The sequence below is a fragment of the Aurantibacter sp. UH7 genome, from assembly GCF_056839165.1.
This window is the reverse complement of sequence record NZ_CM166388.1, coordinates 1,144,721-1,160,841: the sequence shown is the minus strand read 5'-3', so window position 1 is coordinate 1,160,841 and position 16,121 is coordinate 1,144,721. Positions and strand designations below refer to the sequence as shown.

Sequence of the window (16,121 nt, the reverse complement as noted above, 5' to 3'; positions counted from 1 at the left end):
ATCCGTCTTAAATATAAGAACTGCTAGCGGATTTTCCTTTTTCAATAAAATATTTAATTGATAATTTTTCGGATTGTATGATTACTTTTATAAAAAAAATAGTCATGCGTAATATCTTTTACCTTTTTTCAATAATCTTTTTAATTCAATCATGTGTTATGGCGCAAAAACCAAAAGTAATAGGACATAGAGGTGCCATGGGGCATGTAACCGAGAATACATTAGAATCCATTCAAAAAGCTATGGACCTAGGTGTTGATATGATTGAGATTGATATTTTTAAAATTAAAAGTGGAGAGCTAATTGTATTTCATGATGATACAGTTAATCGTCTAACAAATGCAAAAGGTGATATTGAAAGTTTTACTTTAGAAGAATTGAAGCAATTAAAACTAGAAGGAAATCTTAAAATACCTACGCTACAAGAAGTGTTAGATGTAATTGATAATAAAGTTGAACTGAATATTGAACTTAAAGGTTCGAATACTACTGATCTTTTAAATAAAATGTTGGATAGTAATATTCGGGATAAGAACTGGACCCTAAATAGTTTTATTATTTCAAGTTTTAGATGGGATGAATTAAGAGCGATGCGAAAATTGAATGATGATATTAGAATAGCTATTCTAGTAGGGGATGAGATTACTGAGGCAACAGTGGTTGCCAAAGAGTTGGGTGCAGAAGCTATAAACCCACATTTTAAAGCACTTACCCAGCAAAATGTAAATGAGATGCATGCGGCTGGGTTTAAAATTTATCCTTTTACAATTAATAAACCTAAAGATATTGCAACAATGAAAAAATTTGGTGTTGATGGTATTATTACAAATTACCCTGAACGAGTACACTAATGTTTGATCTTATAATAATTGGTGGCGGCGCTGCTGGCTTTTATGCAGCGATACAAGCTGCTGAAAACAACCCCAAATTAAAAATAGCAATTCTTGAAAAAGGTAAAGAGGTTTTAGCAAAAGTTAAAGTTTCTGGTGGAGGTAGATGTAATGTTACCCATGCGCAATTTGATCCAACTGAATTAGCCAAAAATTACCCTAGAGGTGAAAAGGAGTTAATTGGTCCTTTTCATAAATATTGTAGTGGAGATGTTATGTCCTTTTTTGAAGAAAAGGGAATTGCCTTAAAAATTGAAGATGATGGTCGAATGTTTCCAACAAGTAATTCTTCGCAAACAATAATCGATTGTTTTTTATCGGAAGCGAATAGATTAGGTATTCAAATTTTAAAACATAGTGGTGTTACTAATTTTGAATTCAAAAAGGATTGGGAAGTAGTTACTATTAAAAAAACATATCAATCTAAAAAGCTACTAATAGCAGCGGGTAGTAGTTCAAAAATTTGGAAAAAACTTAGGGAGCTAGGCCATTCAATTGTGGAGCCTGTGCCATCACTTTTTACATTCAACATAAAAGACCCTAGAATTGAAGGAATTTCGGGGGTGAGTACGAATGCTCGAGTAGCAGTTTATGATATAAACCATGTAGATGCTAAGGTTACTATAAAATTAAGCAGTCAAAAAAAAAGAAAACCATTATTAATTGAAGAAGGACCTTTGTTGATAACGCATTGGGGTGTAAGTGGACCTGCAATTTTAAAACTTTCGGCATGGGGTGCACGCCTCTTAAGTTCTTTAAATTACAAATTCATGGTGCATGTAAATTGGTTGCCAGACCATTATAATGAGTCTGTTATTCAATTGCTTACTGAGATAAAAGAAGTGGAAAGAAAAAAAACAGTATTGCGAACCAAGGCAGTTGATGTACCAAGAAGATTATGGACAAACTTAGTGCGTGCTTCGGGAATAACCGAGGACGAAAAATGGGCCGATGTTACTAAAGTAAAGCTTCAGAAACTAGCTGATCAATTAACAGATTGTCGATTACTTGTTGATGGTAAAAGTACTTTTAAAGAGGAATTTGTTACTGCCGGGGGAGTTGAACTTAGTGAGATTAATTTTAAAACTATGGAAAGTAAATTGGTATCTAGTTTATACTTTGCAGGTGAAGTGATAAATGTTGATGCAATTACTGGTGGCTTTAATTTCCAAAATGCATGGACCACAGGTTATTTAGCAGCCCAGGGTATCACGAATTAATTGGTTCATTTTTTTTGATATACGTGTATATAGTCAATTCGCATTTGTTGTGGAAAAACGGTATCATCAACTCCTTCAATGCCTCCCCAAGTGCCACCTACCGATGCATTTAGTTTTATGTGAAAAGCTTGGTCAAAGGGCCACTCATCTATAGTTTTATTCTCATTCGAAAAGGAATGATATATCTGGTCGTCAAGTAAAAAATCAATTTTTTCTTCTGTCCATTCAATTGCATAAATATGAAAAGTGTCATAAGGATCGTCAATGAATACAGCCTTTCCGATATGCGTCCCTTTATTATGATTATAGGCATCGGTGTGCACGGTTCCATAAATTGAATCTCTTGTATATCCTACATGTTCCATAATATCTATTTCACCACATTTTGGCCAGCTTACAGAACGTAAGTTATCGCCAAGCATCCATATTGCAGGCCATTGGCCCAAACCTTTCGGTAGTTTGGCACGTACTTCTATCTTACCATATTTCCAAGAGACTAAACCCTCTGTTGAAATACTGCCCGAAGTATATTCTGCAAATTCTCTATTGTTTTTCCAATTTGTATTCGTCACAGCAACAAAATCATTATTAGATATTTGTTCCTTGTGTGCTTCAATTATTAGGTTACCATCTTCTTGTCGTACATTTTTTAAGCTATCAGTAAAATATTGAAGTTCTTCATTACGAATAAATCCAGTCTCATATATCCATTTTGTAGCATCAGGTTTTCCAATTTTGTCGAAATTTTCTTCCCAGACCAATTCATAAACCTTTTCGGTAGTTTTGGATTCCTCTTCAATAGCAAGGTTGTCATTTTTACATGATAACATTAAAGTAAACATTCCTATAGAAAAAAACACTAATGATTTCATTACCTGGATATTGAACTTGATTATTACTTTTTTATATCATACTTCTAAGTTAGTAATTTGATTTTTTAAGCATTAATTTTTCAATCTTTGTGAAGAATAGAATTTAAAATGAACAAGTATATCGTTTTGCTTAGAGGAATAAATGTTAGCGGTCAAAAGAAAATTATTATGGCCGAGTTACGCATTATGCTTGAGCGCAAAGGCTTTATTGATGTGCAAACCTATATTCAAAGTGGCAATGTTGTTTTGCAATGTAATGTTGATGATAAAAATAAAGTTGCTTTAAAAGTGAAAAAGGGTATTCATGAATCTTTTGGTTTTGATGTTTTTGTTTTGGTGAAAAAGTATGCTGAATTAAAACAGATTTTTGATGATAATCCATTTACAAATGCGAGTGATATTGAAAACAAGAAAATTTATTTTGCCCTACTAGAAAATGAAGCAGCGCCTGAAATAGTAGAGGAATTTAGAAAAATGGACTTTGTAAACGATCAATTTTTAGTTAAAAGTAATTGTGTTTATTTAAAATATCTTAATGGTGCTGGAAAAGCCAAACTCACTAATAATTTAATAGAACGGAAATTGAAAGTTTCGGCTACATCTCGTAATTATAGAACAATGGTTAAGCTGTTAGAAATGTCTAAGTAATTTAGAGTCTGCCAAAAATTTAGAGATAGCAAAAACTTATCTTTGCCAAAACAAATTTAGAATGACCGAGCAAGATTTTATTCCTAAAACATACACGGCAACTATTATAGATGGAGAAACTTCTTGGAAATCACCAAGTAATATAGCCCTTGTTAAATATTGGGGTAAACGAGCGAAGCAGATTCCTGCAAACCCTTCAATAAGTTTTACACTGGATAATTGTGCAACAACAACTTATCTGAGTTTTGTGAAGTTATCTACAGCGAATAAAGATTTTTCTTTTGATATTTTCCTTGAAGGAAGTAAAAAGGATGATTTTAGGCCTAAAATCACTACTTTTTTTAAACGAATAGAAAAATACCTTCCCTTCCTTTCTGAATATCATTTTACTATTAAAACTTCAAATTCTTTTCCGCATAGTAGTGGTATAGCTTCTTCTGCATCAGGTATGAGCGCTTTGGCTTTATGCCTAATGGATATCGAAAAACAACTGAATCCAGATATGAGTAACGATTATTTTACTCAAAAAGCCTCGTTTTTGGCGAGATTGGGTTCTGGTAGTGCTGCAAGAAGTATTCAAGGGCCAATAGTACAATGGGGTAAGCATAACTCTACCGAAGGTAGTTCCGATTTATTTGGAATAAATTATCCTTATAAAGTACATAAAGTGTTTAATAATTATTGTGATACTATATTGTTGGTCGATAAAGGACAAAAGCAGGTGAGTAGTACAGTAGGACACGATTTAATGCATAATCACCCATTTGCTGAACAACGATTTAACCAAGCAAATGAAAATTTATCGAGATTAGAAGCAATTTTTGCGGATGGAGACTTAAATGAATTTATAAAAATTGTGGAAAGTGAGGCGTTAACATTGCACTCCATGATGATGACGAGTCATCCTTATTTTATACTTATGAAGCCTAATACGCTCGAAATCATTAATAAAATATGGGCTTTTCGAGAACTTTCTAATACTAATGTCTGTTTTACATTAGATGCAGGTGCTAACGTACATGTGCTTTATCCAGCATCTGAAAAGATGATAATAGACCAATTTATTAAGAATGAGTTGGTTGCATATTGTGAAAACGGACAGTATATTTGTGATCAAATTGGATTAGGAGCAAAAAAAGCGTAACTTTTTGTCAGATTCTCGTCTAATTAGCGTTAGGTAATTATATGAACTTAAGATTTCATGCCAACCATTAATAAAATAACACCCCATAAATGAAAGGTCCCCTCTTTTATTCAAAAATATTACTCTTCGGAGAATACGGAATTATCAAGGATTCTAAAGGTCTATCTATACCTTATAATTTTTTCAAAGGCGCCTTAAAGGCTGATGATAATACTTCCGAAGTTGCTAAAAAATCTAATAGCAGCTTAAGAGAATTTGTTGGTTATCTTGAAATGATTCAAAAGAATAGCCCTGAATTGGTTTCTTTTGACTTTAAGTCTTTAAAAGCAGATGTAGAGTCAGGAATGTATTTCGATAGTTCAATACCACAGGGTTATGGTGTGGGCAGTAGTGGTGCGTTAGTAGCTGCTATATATGATAAATACGCTCAGAATAAGATTACTGTTTTAGAGAACCTGACACGGGAAAAATTATTAGTGTTAAAGACTATTTTTGGAAAAATGGAGTCTTTCTTTCATGGAAAATCTTCAGGTTTAGATCCTTTAAATAGTTATTTAAGTCTTCCTATCTTAATAAATTCAAAAGATAATATAGAATCTACAAGCCTTCCTTCTCAGAATACAGAGGGTAAAGGAGCTGTGTTTTTGTTAGATAGTGGTTCAACAGGTGAAACAGCGCCTATGGTGCAACTTTTCATGGAGAAAATGAAGCAAGAGGGTTTCCGAAATATGTTGAAAGATCAGTTTATTAAACATACCGATGCTTGTGTAGATGATTTTGTAAATGGTAATGTGAAATCACTTTTTGGTAATTTGAAACAGCTTTCTCATGTTGTTCTTGATAATTTTAAACCAATGATACCAACTAAGTTTCATGAACTATGGCAACGTGGTATTGAAACAAATGAATACTACCTTAAACTTTGTGGTTCTGGTGGCGGAGGTTATATTTTGGGCTTTACTCAAGATTATGATCAAGCTAAAAAAACCTTGAAAGACTACAATTTAGAAGTGGTTTATAACTTCTAAACTCATTAAATGCTTACGAGAAAAAACAAACTCTTACTGCTAAAGTTATTGAGTCTGTTTTCTGTAGTTAGAGGATACAACATCTTAATGATTGCCTTGGCCCAATATTTGGCTGCGGTTTATATTTTAGCACACCATTTACCAGTAAGGAAGGTAATTTTCGATTTAAATCTTTTTCTAATAGTTGTAGCTTCAGCACTTGTTATCGCTAGTGGTTATATTATTAATAACTTTTACGATGCAGAGAAGGATCTTATAAATAAGCCAAGAAAAAGTATGTTAGACCGCTTGGTAAGCCAAAGGTTTAAATTAACTACTTATTTCATTCTCAATTTCTTAGCAGTCTTTGCAGCTAGTTATGTTTCGTTTAGAGCTGTGCTTTTCTTTTCAGCTTATATTTTCGGTATTTGGTTTTATTCACATAAGCTTAAACGAATTCCGTTTGTAGGTAATTTTGTTTCCGCTACGCTCTCTATAGCACCTTTTTTCGCGGTATTCGTATATTATAAAAATTTTGAAAATGTCATATTTGTTCATGCTATATTCCTTTTTCTATTAATACTTATTCGAGAAATGATTAAAGATTTAGAGAATATTGCGGGTGATTTAGCACAGAATTATAAAACTATTCCGATTATTTATGGTCATCGTTTCTCAAAGTATTGTGTAAGTTTTTTAGTTGCATTAACTATAATTCCTTCCTTACTACTCATAAAGTATTTCGATGTTGGCTATATGTATATCTATTTCTTAGGCTGCGTTGCGTTTCTTATACTTTTTTTAATTATGCTTTGGAAAGCCAAAACTAAGCTTCATTATGTAGGTCTGCATAACATACTTAAGCTCATCATCATTGTAGGAGTTTTTAGTATTCTTTTAATTGATGTTGATATGATTATTAACCGCTTTCAACAGTGGAATATCATCTAGAAATATTGATGAGCATTCGCAGTGAATTGCCCTTGTAATGGTAATATTAACCGTTATAATACAGAGATTTGCACTCATATGTTAAAAGATTAAAGCTACCTTTGCAAAAAGTTTGAATATGGGTAAGTCTGAATCTAGCCAGAATAAAAAAACATCTGGAAAAAACGCAGGTAGTTTTAGGAAGAAAAGTTTTATTAAGCCAAAAAAACAAGGGAATGCAGCTCCTGTAATAAAGCAGCCTAGTAATCCTGATTTAGTTCGTTTGAATAAGTATGTTTCCAATTCTGGAGTTTGCTCACGACGCGATGCCGATATTTACATCTCTGCTGGTAGCGTTACGGTTAACGGAAAGACTATTACAGAAATGGGTTATAAAGTTAAATTGACTGATGAGGTTAAGTTTGATGGTCGATTACTGAATCCGATTAAGAAAGAGTATGTACTTCTTAATAAGCCAAAAGATTTTACTACAACTGTTAGAGATGCAAGAGGAAGACGTAATGTTTCTGGCTTGATTTCTAATGCCTCAAAAACACCCTTATTACCTGTTGATAAAATGGATAAAGAGGCAACAGGCCTGCTTTTGTTTACAAATGATGGTGATTTAACGAAGCGTTTGAAAAGTCCTAAAAATGGCCTTCGTAAAATATACCATGTAGTGCTTAATAAGGATCTTCGAAGTGCTGATATGAAGAAGATACAAGAAGGTATTACTTTGGATGAAAAACCGATTCGTGTACAAGATATAAGTTTTATTGACAATGCTCCTAAAAGAGAGGTTGGTATAGAAATATTTAGCTCAAAAAATAAAGTTGTGGAACTTATTTTTGAACACCTTGACTACGAAGTGGTAAAGATTGATCGTGTATCCTATGCAGGTTTAACTAAGAAAGATTTGCCAAGAGGACATTGGCGTTATTTAACTGATCAAGAATTGATTAATCTAAATATGATTAAATAAGAAGTCTTAAAAATTAACTATACATGAAATTGTTTCAATGTTCGAACTGCAACCATATTGTTGTTTTTGAGAATAATACATGTGTTAGTTGTGGGTATTTTTTAGGCTATTCTTCGTATTATAATCAAATAGTTTCTTTAAACCCAAACCTTCAGGAATGGAATCTTCAAGAATTAGCTGGTACAACTTATAAATATTGTGCTAATAATTCGCACGGGACTTGTAACTGGCTTGTTAAAAAGGAACAACCTAGCGATTTTTGTTTAGCCTGTTCATTAAACAGAACTATTCCCGATTTAAGTGATGATCAAAATTTTGAACGTTGGCGTAGAATTGAATATGCCAAACACCGACTAGTTTATCAATTATTACGATTAAGACTGCCTGTTGTAAGTAAGACTGATGACCCTAAAAATGGACTCTCATTTGATTTTTTGTCACAAGATGATATGGATCAGTCTCAAAAAGGAGTAAAGACTGGTCATGCAGATGGGGTGATAACTATTCTGATTTCTGAAGCTGATGCCGTAATTCGAGAACAGATAAAACAGCAAATGGAAGAGCGGTATAGAACGTTGCTTGGACATTTTAGGCATGAAGTTGGTCATTATTTTTGGGATAGATTAATCCGTGATGATTTTCAAAATCTGCAGAATTTTAGAATTGTTTTTGGTGATGAAACGTATTCATATTCTGATGCATTGAGTAACTACTATGCCAATGGTCCGCAATTAAATTGGCAAACTACATATATAAGTAAATATGCCTCTTCACATGCTTGGGAAGATTGGGCAGAAACTTGGTCTCATTATTTGCACCTTATGGATGCACTTGAAACAGCATATAATTTTGGATTACAAATTGATCCTAAACTTATGGGCGAAAATAAATTAGGAATGAATGCCACATTTGATCCGTATTTAGAAAAAGATTTCAAAGTAATCCTAGATACTGGTATTCCACTACTTTTTGCAATGAATAGTATGAACCGATCTATGGGTGAAAGTGATCCTTATCCCTTTGTAATATCAGAACCGGTAAAGAATAAATTAGAATTTATTCATAAGCTACTTTGGAATAGTAGGACTGGAACAATGATCGGTTAACAGAGATTAAGATTATTATTTTTCTTCAAAAAGCAACCAGGAATTTGGATCAAGTATTACCGAATCTGGTTTCGAATCAACAGCGAAAGAAAAAGATTGTGCTTTAGAATCTACTTGAATAGTTTCTAGTTTTGAAACACCTTTTGTAGTTGTAGAGATTTCCAATGGAAAATTAAAAATTACGTGGTCTTGTACCTGACTGATATTGATTCGTACTTTTCCTTTAGTATAGGTCCAATCCCATTTTAGCTCTGGGTAACCTTTGGTGAATATCCATTGCTGGAAAAAGGATTCAAGATTTTCACCGGATACATTCTCCATTACTTTTTGAAAATCTGCAGTCATTGCGTTTGAATTCTGAAACTTAGCGTAATATGCTTTTATACCTTTCCAAAAAGTTTCGTTACCTAATTTATGCCGTAACATATTTAATACCCAACCAGCTTTTTGATAGGTGTTAACGCTTAACACCTTCATCGGATTCGTAATACTTGGGTCAACTATAGGCGCAGGGTTTTTGGTGTAATAGGCAATAATTTGTTTTTGGTCAAGTGCTAATTCTTCTTTTCGTTTTTTATCGCCATAAACACTTTCTTGATATAGAATAGCAAAATATGTGGCAAAACCTTCACTTAGCCAAACATGATTCCAATCGTTTTCACTTGCCGAATTACCAAACCATTGATGCGCAATCTCGTGCGCAATTAGTCCTTCAACTTCGTTTTTGCCTGTAACAGAATTTTCAAAGTAAGATATAGTTCCAGCATTTTCTAACCCACCCCATTGAGTTTTGGCTTGCATGTTTGCCAATTTAGCATAAGAATACGGTCCAATATTATCAATAAAATATTTTAGAACATTAGTAGCTACACTATAATCTGAAAAGCCATCTAATCTATTTTCAGGATACACCCAAGCCGATACAGGTATGCCCTCTACTTCAGCCAATAATTTGCTAGCAAATTCAGTTACACCGATGGTAACTACTTTCATAGGTACGGGTGCCGGTTCTTTATAAGTAGTAAGCTTAAAACCATTCTTTAAATTACTTTCTTCAATTTTTTCGCCCGTGGCTACAACATCGTAATGATCTGGAGCTGTAATTCTAAATTCAATTGTTGCCTTGTCTGATGGGTGATCAACAGATGGTAGCCAGTGTCTTGCAAGATTGGGCCAATTATCACCAAAGAAGGAACGTTGTCCAAATTTTGTAGTGTCAATCACCAAACCACGCTCAGGAATTCCGTAATAAATCACTTTATACACTCGTTCCTTAGAGGTGGATTTGTTGTTTGGCGTTATTTTTATTTTATTATGCTCGTAACTATAATTGGCTTTAGTGCTATCTTCAAAAACCTCGGTAATTTGCATACCGTAAGTAGCCGATTTGCCAATAAGATCTAAACTGAAATTATTTACGTCCTCATTGAAAGTCACACTAATTTCTGCTTCTCCGTTTATTACATTGTTTTCATCATTTAACAATAGATTGAAAACATAACCCTTAACATCTGCAGATGAATTTCTTTGGTAAGTGTCTTGGGCGTTCACAATTATCACAGAGAGAATTAGAACAATAAATAAGTAATGCTTTTTCATCTTGGTTAATTTTTCAATAAAATAATACCTCGCACACCATTCGGTTATCTAATCTTATTCATCTTCTCACGAATTTCATTCAAACACAACTGTCCTAAACTACCTTCATGTGTGTGTTTAATATCTCTTTTTGGTGTAAATGTGCCTGCGTTAATTTCTTTTCCCATTTTTTTATAGGCATCACGAAAAGGCATTCCGCTTTGTACTAATTCGTTAAGTGTGTCGACACTAAAGAGGTAATCGTATTTAGGATCTTCTAGAATTCCATCATTAACCCGAATTTCTTTAAGACTAAAAGTCAATATTTCTAAACAAGCTTTCATTTCTTGAATAGCAGGTACTATGATTTCTTTTACCAATTGTAAATCTCTATGATAGCCACTAGGTAAATTGTTGATGACCAATGTTAATTGGTTAGGTACTGCTTGGAGTTTGTTGCATTTGCCTCTAACTAATTCGAAAACATCTGGATTCTTTTTATGCGGCATAATACTACTACCTGTCGTTAATTCATCAGGAAAAGAAATAAAATTAAAATTCTGACTCATATACAAACAGATGTCCATTGCCATTTTTGATAGCGTAGCAGCAATATTCGCCATGCCGAATGCTGTAGCTTTTTCAACTTTACCACGTCCCATTTGGGCGGCAACAACATTATATTTCATAGTTTCAAAACCCATTTCTTTGGTAGTGAAAGTTCTGTCTATTGGGAAAGAACTACCATAACCAGCGGCACTACCTAACGGATTTTGATCTGCTACTTTGAACGCAGCATCTATAAAGTAAAGATCATCGATTAAACTTTCTGCATAGGCAGAAAACCATAGGCCAAAAGATGATGGCATAGCAATTTGCAAGTGTGTATAGCCTGGTAATAGAACATTCTTATGCTTATCTGCTAAATTTAATAGTAAATCGAAAAGCGTTTTTGTTTGCGATTTTATTTCGGCAAGTTCATCTTTAAGATATAAATGCATAGCCACTAAAACTTGATCGTTTCTTGATCGAGCAGTATGAATTTTTTTTCCTGTATCGCCTAAAGCAAGGGTTAATTGATACTCAATTTTGGAATGCATATCCTCAAAATTGTCTTCAATAGTGAAGGTTCCTTTTTCAATTCTTGACTTTAAACTGTCGAGCTCAGCTACTAAGGCTTTTGTTTCTTTTTCTGTAAGCAGCCCTATTTTTCCTAGCATTTTAGCATGAGCTCTCGAGGCTATTACATCATATTTCGCTAAATACAAATCGAGTTCTCGATCATTACCGACAGTGAAATGATCGATTTTTTTATCAGTGCTAAAGCCTTTGTCCCAAAGTTTCATAATATTAAATTCAAGTTCAAATGTGAATTTTAAATACAAAATTGTTAGTGCTTGTATTTAAAGTTCTTGTGTTCGTTAATTAAATAATTTGCAGCATGTTTAGTACAAAAATCCATTTAAAATTTTAATGTACAAACCGATTCCTTCTTCAATTTCATGAACATATATAAATTCATCGGCCGAATGAGAACGCGTACTATCGCCAGGGCCTAATTTTAAGGACTGACAGCTTAACGCCGCTTGGTCCGAAAGGGTAGGGGAACCATAAGTTTTTCTACCTAGTGCGATTCCTGATTTCACCAAAGCATGATTTTTATCAATCGCTGATGAATTCAATCGCAAAGAACGTTCTTTTAACTCGCATGGTGCTTCTCGTTTTAGAATTTCGGCTATTTCTGCATTCGTATATTTATCATTTACACGAACATCAATTACTAAATCTACTTGAGAAGGTACTACGTTATGCTGACTGCCTGCACTGATTTGTGTAACCGTTAATTTTACTGCACCAAGAGCCTCAGACATCTTTTCAAACTTATAATTTTTGAACCAATTTAAAACTTCAATGGTGTTATAAATTGAATTGTCAGTATTCGGATGTGCTGCATGCGAGGGAGTACCTTTCACCACTGCATCAAAAACAATTAAACCTTTTTCTGCAATCGCTAAGTCAAGTAAAGTGGGTTCGCCTACAATGGCTACATCAATTTTAGGAAGGTTTGGTAATAAGCCTCGCAGACTATTTTCGCCAGCACTTTCTTCTTCCATAGAAGCTACCATTAATATATTATGGTTCAAACTTTCACTTTCATAAAAATGAGTAAAAGTGGCCAACAAAGAAACTAAACAACCGCCAGCGTCGTTACTGCCCAATCCATATAGCTTTCCATCTTCCACATGCGGGTGAAATGGGTCTTTTGTATACGCTTGATTCGGTTTAACAGTATCATGATGCGAATTTAATAACAATGTAGGTTTACTTTCATCGAAATGTTTGTTGACAGCAAAGACATTATTTATTTTTCGTTGAAAAGGAATATTAAAAGCTTGAAACCATTTTTCTATGGCATCAGCAGTTTTATCTTCTTCCGATGAAAAAGATTGTATTGAAATCAATTCTTTTAAGAGTTCAATGGCTTTTTCAGTGAGTGCTTTTTGCTCCATTCTATAAGGTCAAGGTTGTGAATAAATCAGATTTTGGATCGAGCATTTTCGTGTCGCCTATACAGACTTTTTTTACATTGTTTTTTAATGCATGAAAACAATTTTCCATTTTAGGAAGCATTCCATCAGCAATTATATCATCAAAAAGTAATTGTTTGTATGACTCGGAATTAATTTCTGTAACCACAGAGTTATCGTCATTTACGTTCATTAAAACTCCTTTCTTTTCAAAACAATAATACAAAGTAGTTTCATAAATAGAACTCATGGCAATTGCAATTTCCGAAGCAATTGTGTCAGCATTCGTATTTAATAATTGTCCGCGCATGTTATGTGACATAGCACAGAAAACAGGTGTTAAATTAATAGTCAATAATTGGTCTATAATTGTTGCATCAACTTTTTCGACATCACCTACAAATCCGAAATCAATATCTCGCACGGGTCTTTTATGAGCTTTAATTGTATTGCCATCTGCACCACTTAATCCAATTGCATTGCAATTATTTGATTGTAATTGTGCTACAATATTTTTGTTGGTTAAGCCTGCATAAACCATGGTAATTATTTTAAGGCTATCAGCATCTGTGATTCTTCTGCCCTGAAACATTTTCGATTCTATACCTAATTGATTGGCCAACTGTGTAGCCAATTTTCCACCACCATGAACTAGTATTTTTAATCCCTTTAACTGAGAAAAACTAGATAAGAATTTGGATAGTTCTTCTTCGTTTTCAATGACGTTTCCGCCTATCTTTATAATTGATAATTTTTCTTTCATTTTATGCGTTTAATATCCCACCGTCTATATTCATTGCAGTTCCTGTTATCCAAGAAGCATCTTCAGAGACTAAAAAAAGTGCTAAACTCGCTATGTCCTCAGGTTTCCCTAGACGTTTTAATAAAGTTGCTTTACCAGCATTTTCAACTGCCAATTCTGGATTTTTAAAAGCTTTGGCAGAATCCCAGATTAAAGGTGTGTCTACAGGGCCTGGACAAATAGCATTAACTCTGATTTTTGGAGCATAATCTACAGCCATTTGCTTCATTAATGAAACTGAACCCGCTTTAGATGCACAATAAGCAGGATGATTTGGAAAGCTTTTATAGGCTGCAATTGATGCGTTAATCAAAATATTTCCGTTATTTTTTTCTAAATATGGAGTAGCATATTTAGAAATATAGAAAATTGAACTTAAGTTAGTGTTTAATGTATTGTGCCAGTCATCAATCGATAAATCAATAACATTACCTAGACCTAATATTCCAGCGTTCAGAGAAACAACATCTAACATTCCGAAATTTTCAATTGCTGCGGCAACAAGTCTTTCATTGTACTTTGGTTCACTAACATCCCCAGCTAGAAAAATCGAATTTTCAAGTTTACGAGCTAATAAATTACCCCGTTCCTCATTTCTTCCAGATAAAACAAGATTCGCTCCGGCTTCATGAAATGCTATAGCAATAGCCTTACCCATTCCACTAGTGGCTCCGGTTACAATACATGTTTTATCTTTTAGTTTTAAATTCACCTAGCTATTTTCTAATATTTTTTTCAATACAATTTGTGCGGCGTAGGTTCTATTATTCGCTTGTTCAATAACCAGCGATTGTTTGCTGTCTAGAACTTCATCTGCAACTACCACATTTCTTCTTACAGGTAGACAATGCATGAATTTTGCATCACCTAATTTCTTTTTAGTAATCATCCAATTGGAATCTTGATTTACAATCTTTCCGTAATCGGTATAACTACTCCAATTTTTCACATAGACGAAATCTGCATTTTCTAATGCTTTATTCTGGTCGTGTTCTATGGTTAAATCTTTTGTTATTTTTTTATCTAATTCGTATCCTTCAGGATGTGTTATCACAAAATCAGCATCTTGTAATTGCATCATCTCAACAAACGAATTAGCTACGGCATGTGGCAATGCCTTTGGATGCGGTGCCCATGATAAAACTATTTTAGGTCTACTTTTTGAATTGTTTTCGTCTAAAGTAATAGCATCTGCTAATGCTTGTAACGGATGCCCTACAGAACTTTCCATATTTACAACAGGAATGTTGGCGTACTTTTTAAAACCATTTAAAACTTGTTCCGCCTCATCTTTCTCTTTATCCTTTAAATTTGCGAAGGCTCGAATGGCAACAATATCGCAGTATTGAGAAACTACTTGAGCCGCTTCCTTAATATGTTCAGAAGTGCCTTCATTCATTATAGTGCCATCTGCGTATTCTAAAGCCCAACCTTCACTGCCAAAATTCATTACAATAACTTCTAGCCCTAAATTCATGGCAGCTTTTTGGGTGCTTAATCGCGTACGTAAACTGTTGTTAAAGAATAATAGACCTATAGTTTTATTCTTGCCTAAATTATTTAATTGTCTCGGGTTGTTTTTTAATTCTCGTGCTTCCGCTACCCAATCAGTTAACGAATCAATATCTTTTATTGAGAGGTAATTTCTCATGCTTTTATTTTTGTAAAATGACTAATACTATTTAGCGCATCGGTTATAAAATTGTCTTTTAGCCCGTTAGTAATCCAGGTTTCAATATTAGCTTCACTTGCAATGGTAGCAGCTTCAATTTTCGACTGCATTCCACCTGTTCCATGCGAAGATTTTACAACACTAATCTCCTTTATTAGTTCTTCAATTCCGACTGGTTCTGTTATCGTTACAGGGTGGCCGTTTTCTATTGATGCTTTGGTATAGATTCCGTTGGTGTTCGTTGCGATTAATAGTAAGTCTGCCTGTAAAAGTGCGGCTGTTAAAGCTGCTAATTTATCATTATCGCCAAACTGAATTTCATCGGCAGCTACAGTGTCGTTTTCATTAATTATTGGAATGAAATTGTTAGATACCAAGATGTCAATGGTGTTTTTAATATTTCCTTTTGACTTCGGATTTTCAAAATCGGAATACGACAATAAACATTGTGAAGTAAAGAGTCCCAGCTCTCTAAAATTCTCTTGAAACATCCGCATTAGGTGTGGTTGACCTATAGAAGCCAAAGCCTGTTTCATGCTTATTTCTTCACCATTATGCTCTAGTTTAACAAATTGCTTTGCGGCTGTAATTGCACCAGAACTGACTATAATAAATTCGTATTCATCTTTTAATAAAACAATTTGCCTACCAATATCTTCAATTTTTCCTCTAGAAATCTGGTCGGTTTCTTTTGTTAAAGTATTTGAGCCTATTTTTAATAAGATTCGTTTCTTCGTCATAT

At 33.8% G+C, this 16,121-nt stretch carries 16 protein-coding genes; 8 read left to right on the top strand and 8 right to left on the bottom strand.

What is annotated here, in order from left to right:
- The first annotated feature begins 104 nt into the window (after nt 1-104).
- Together UH7x_RS05085 and UH7x_RS05080 are read left to right on the top strand one after the other, a co-directional pair.
- Complete coding sequence (locus UH7x_RS05085; RefSeq protein WP_482362640.1) at nt 105-851, top strand: glycerophosphodiester phosphodiesterase; 747 nt, start codon at nt 105-107, stop codon at nt 849-851.
- Nucleotides 851-2,110: a BaiN/RdsA family NAD(P)/FAD-dependent oxidoreductase gene (locus tag UH7x_RS05080; RefSeq protein WP_482362639.1), complete on the top strand. Its 1,260-nt coding sequence runs from the start codon at nt 851-853 to the stop codon at nt 2,108-2,110. The genes UH7x_RS05085 and UH7x_RS05080 overlap by 1 nt, the downstream gene beginning before the upstream one ends.
- Nucleotides 2,111-2,115: 5 nt before the next feature.
- Here the strand turns inward: UH7x_RS05080 and UH7x_RS05075 are convergent, their stop codons facing one another.
- Nucleotides 2,116-2,982 carry a glycoside hydrolase family 16 protein gene (locus UH7x_RS05075; protein ID WP_482362638.1) on the bottom strand — a complete coding sequence of 289 codons (867 nt, stop codon included), beginning with the start codon at nt 2,980-2,982 and terminating at the stop codon, nt 2,116-2,118.
- A gap of 108 nt (nt 2,983-3,090) precedes the next feature.
- Here UH7x_RS05075 and UH7x_RS05070 point away from each other — a divergent pair, with 108 nt between their 5' ends.
- The 6 genes from UH7x_RS05070 (at nt 3,091) to UH7x_RS05045 (ending at nt 8,799) form a co-directional block, all read left to right on the top strand.
- Nucleotides 3,091-3,630 carry a DUF1697 domain-containing protein gene (locus tag UH7x_RS05070; RefSeq protein ID WP_482362637.1) on the top strand — a complete coding sequence of 180 codons (540 nt, stop codon included), beginning with the start codon at nt 3,091-3,093 and terminating at the stop codon, nt 3,628-3,630.
- Between the two features lie 61 nt (nt 3,631-3,691).
- Nucleotides 3,692-4,774 (top strand): diphosphomevalonate decarboxylase, encoded by a 1,083-nt coding sequence (locus UH7x_RS05065; RefSeq protein WP_482362636.1) that lies wholly within the window; start codon nt 3,692-3,694, stop codon nt 4,772-4,774.
- Between the two features lie 89 nt (nt 4,775-4,863).
- A complete protein-coding gene (locus UH7x_RS05060; protein ID WP_482362635.1) occupies nt 4,864-5,802 on the top strand; it encodes a mevalonate kinase family protein in 939 nt (312 codons plus the stop codon).
- A 9-nt stretch (nt 5,803-5,811) separates the two neighbouring features.
- Nucleotides 5,812-6,732, top strand: a complete 921-nt coding sequence (locus UH7x_RS05055) for a geranylgeranylglycerol-phosphate geranylgeranyltransferase (RefSeq protein ID WP_482362634.1) — start codon at nt 5,812-5,814, stop codon at nt 6,730-6,732.
- A gap of 118 nt (nt 6,733-6,850) precedes the next feature.
- A complete protein-coding gene (locus UH7x_RS05050) occupies nt 6,851-7,693 on the top strand; it encodes a pseudouridine synthase (RefSeq protein WP_482362633.1) in 843 nt (280 codons plus the stop codon).
- A 23-nt stretch (nt 7,694-7,716) separates the two neighbouring features.
- Nucleotides 7,717-8,799: a zinc-binding metallopeptidase family protein gene (locus tag UH7x_RS05045; protein ID WP_482362632.1), complete on the top strand. Its 1,083-nt coding sequence runs from the start codon at nt 7,717-7,719 to the stop codon at nt 8,797-8,799.
- Nucleotides 8,800-8,814: 15 nt separating this feature from the next.
- Here UH7x_RS05045 and UH7x_RS05040 read toward each other — a convergent pair whose 3' ends face one another.
- The 7 genes from UH7x_RS05040 to proB form a co-directional block, all read right to left on the bottom strand.
- Nucleotides 8,815-10,398 (bottom strand): M1 family metallopeptidase, encoded by a 1,584-nt coding sequence (locus tag UH7x_RS05040; protein WP_482362631.1) that lies wholly within the window; start codon nt 10,396-10,398, stop codon nt 8,815-8,817.
- Nucleotides 10,399-10,442: 44 nt separating this feature from the next.
- Nucleotides 10,443-11,723 carry an argininosuccinate lyase gene (gene argH, locus UH7x_RS05035; RefSeq protein WP_482362630.1) on the bottom strand — a complete coding sequence of 427 codons (1,281 nt, stop codon included), beginning with the start codon at nt 11,721-11,723 and terminating at the stop codon, nt 10,443-10,445.
- 99 nt (nt 11,724-11,822) lie between these two features.
- On the bottom strand, nt 11,823-12,887 hold the full coding sequence (locus UH7x_RS05030) for a M20 family metallo-hydrolase (RefSeq protein WP_482362629.1): 1,065 nt from the start codon (nt 12,885-12,887) through the stop codon (nt 11,823-11,825).
- Between the two features lies 1 nt (nt 12,888).
- On the bottom strand, nt 12,889-13,668 hold the full coding sequence (gene argB / locus UH7x_RS05025; RefSeq protein WP_482362628.1) for an acetylglutamate kinase: 780 nt from the start codon (nt 13,666-13,668) through the stop codon (nt 12,889-12,891).
- Between the two features lies 1 nt (nt 13,669).
- A complete protein-coding gene (locus UH7x_RS05020) occupies nt 13,670-14,419 on the bottom strand; it encodes an SDR family NAD(P)-dependent oxidoreductase (RefSeq protein ID WP_482362627.1) in 750 nt (249 codons plus the stop codon).
- Nucleotides 14,420-15,358: an N-acetylornithine carbamoyltransferase gene (locus tag UH7x_RS05015; RefSeq protein WP_482362626.1), complete on the bottom strand. Its 939-nt coding sequence runs from the start codon at nt 15,356-15,358 to the stop codon at nt 14,420-14,422.
- Entirely contained in the window at nt 15,355-16,119 is a 765-nt protein-coding gene (gene proB / locus UH7x_RS05010; protein WP_482362625.1) for a glutamate 5-kinase, read from the bottom strand. The genes UH7x_RS05015 and proB overlap by 4 nt, the downstream gene beginning before the upstream one ends.
- Between the last annotated feature and the right edge of the window lie 2 nt (nt 16,120-16,121).

What these genes read in the sequence shown, in the direction of transcription:
- UH7x_RS05065 (WP_482362636.1), top strand. Translation starts at nt 3,692, where the DNA reads ATGACCGAGCAAGATTTTATTCCTAAAACATACACGGCAACTATTATA.
- UH7x_RS05075 (WP_482362638.1), bottom strand. Translation starts at nt 2,982, where the DNA reads ATGAAATCATTAGTGTTTTTTTCTATAGGAATGTTTACTTTAATGTTA.
- proB (WP_482362625.1), bottom strand. Translation starts at nt 16,119, where the DNA reads ATGACGAAGAAACGAATCTTATTAAAAATAGGCTCAAATACTTTAACA.
- UH7x_RS05015 (WP_482362626.1), bottom strand. Translation starts at nt 15,358, where the DNA reads ATGAGAAATTACCTCTCAATAAAAGATATTGATTCGTTAACTGATTGG.
- UH7x_RS05040 (WP_482362631.1), bottom strand. Translation starts at nt 10,398, where the DNA reads ATGAAAAAGCATTACTTATTTATTGTTCTAATTCTCTCTGTGATAATT.
- UH7x_RS05060 (WP_482362635.1), top strand. Translation starts at nt 4,864, where the DNA reads ATGAAAGGTCCCCTCTTTTATTCAAAAATATTACTCTTCGGAGAATAC.
- UH7x_RS05050 (WP_482362633.1), top strand. Translation starts at nt 6,851, where the DNA reads ATGGGTAAGTCTGAATCTAGCCAGAATAAAAAAACATCTGGAAAAAAC.
- argH (WP_482362630.1), bottom strand. Translation starts at nt 11,723, where the DNA reads ATGAAACTTTGGGACAAAGGCTTTAGCACTGATAAAAAAATCGATCAT.
- argB (WP_482362628.1), bottom strand. Translation starts at nt 13,668, where the DNA reads ATGAAAGAAAAATTATCAATTATAAAGATAGGCGGAAACGTCATTGAA.
- UH7x_RS05080 (WP_482362639.1), top strand. Translation starts at nt 851, where the DNA reads ATGTTTGATCTTATAATAATTGGTGGCGGCGCTGCTGGCTTTTATGCA.
- UH7x_RS05070 (WP_482362637.1), top strand. Translation starts at nt 3,091, where the DNA reads ATGAACAAGTATATCGTTTTGCTTAGAGGAATAAATGTTAGCGGTCAA.
- UH7x_RS05045 (WP_482362632.1), top strand. Translation starts at nt 7,717, where the DNA reads ATGAAATTGTTTCAATGTTCGAACTGCAACCATATTGTTGTTTTTGAG.
- UH7x_RS05085 (WP_482362640.1), top strand. Translation starts at nt 105, where the DNA reads ATGCGTAATATCTTTTACCTTTTTTCAATAATCTTTTTAATTCAATCA.
- UH7x_RS05030 (WP_482362629.1), bottom strand. Translation starts at nt 12,887, where the DNA reads ATGGAGCAAAAAGCACTCACTGAAAAAGCCATTGAACTCTTAAAAGAA.
- UH7x_RS05055 (WP_482362634.1), top strand. Translation starts at nt 5,812, where the DNA reads ATGCTTACGAGAAAAAACAAACTCTTACTGCTAAAGTTATTGAGTCTG.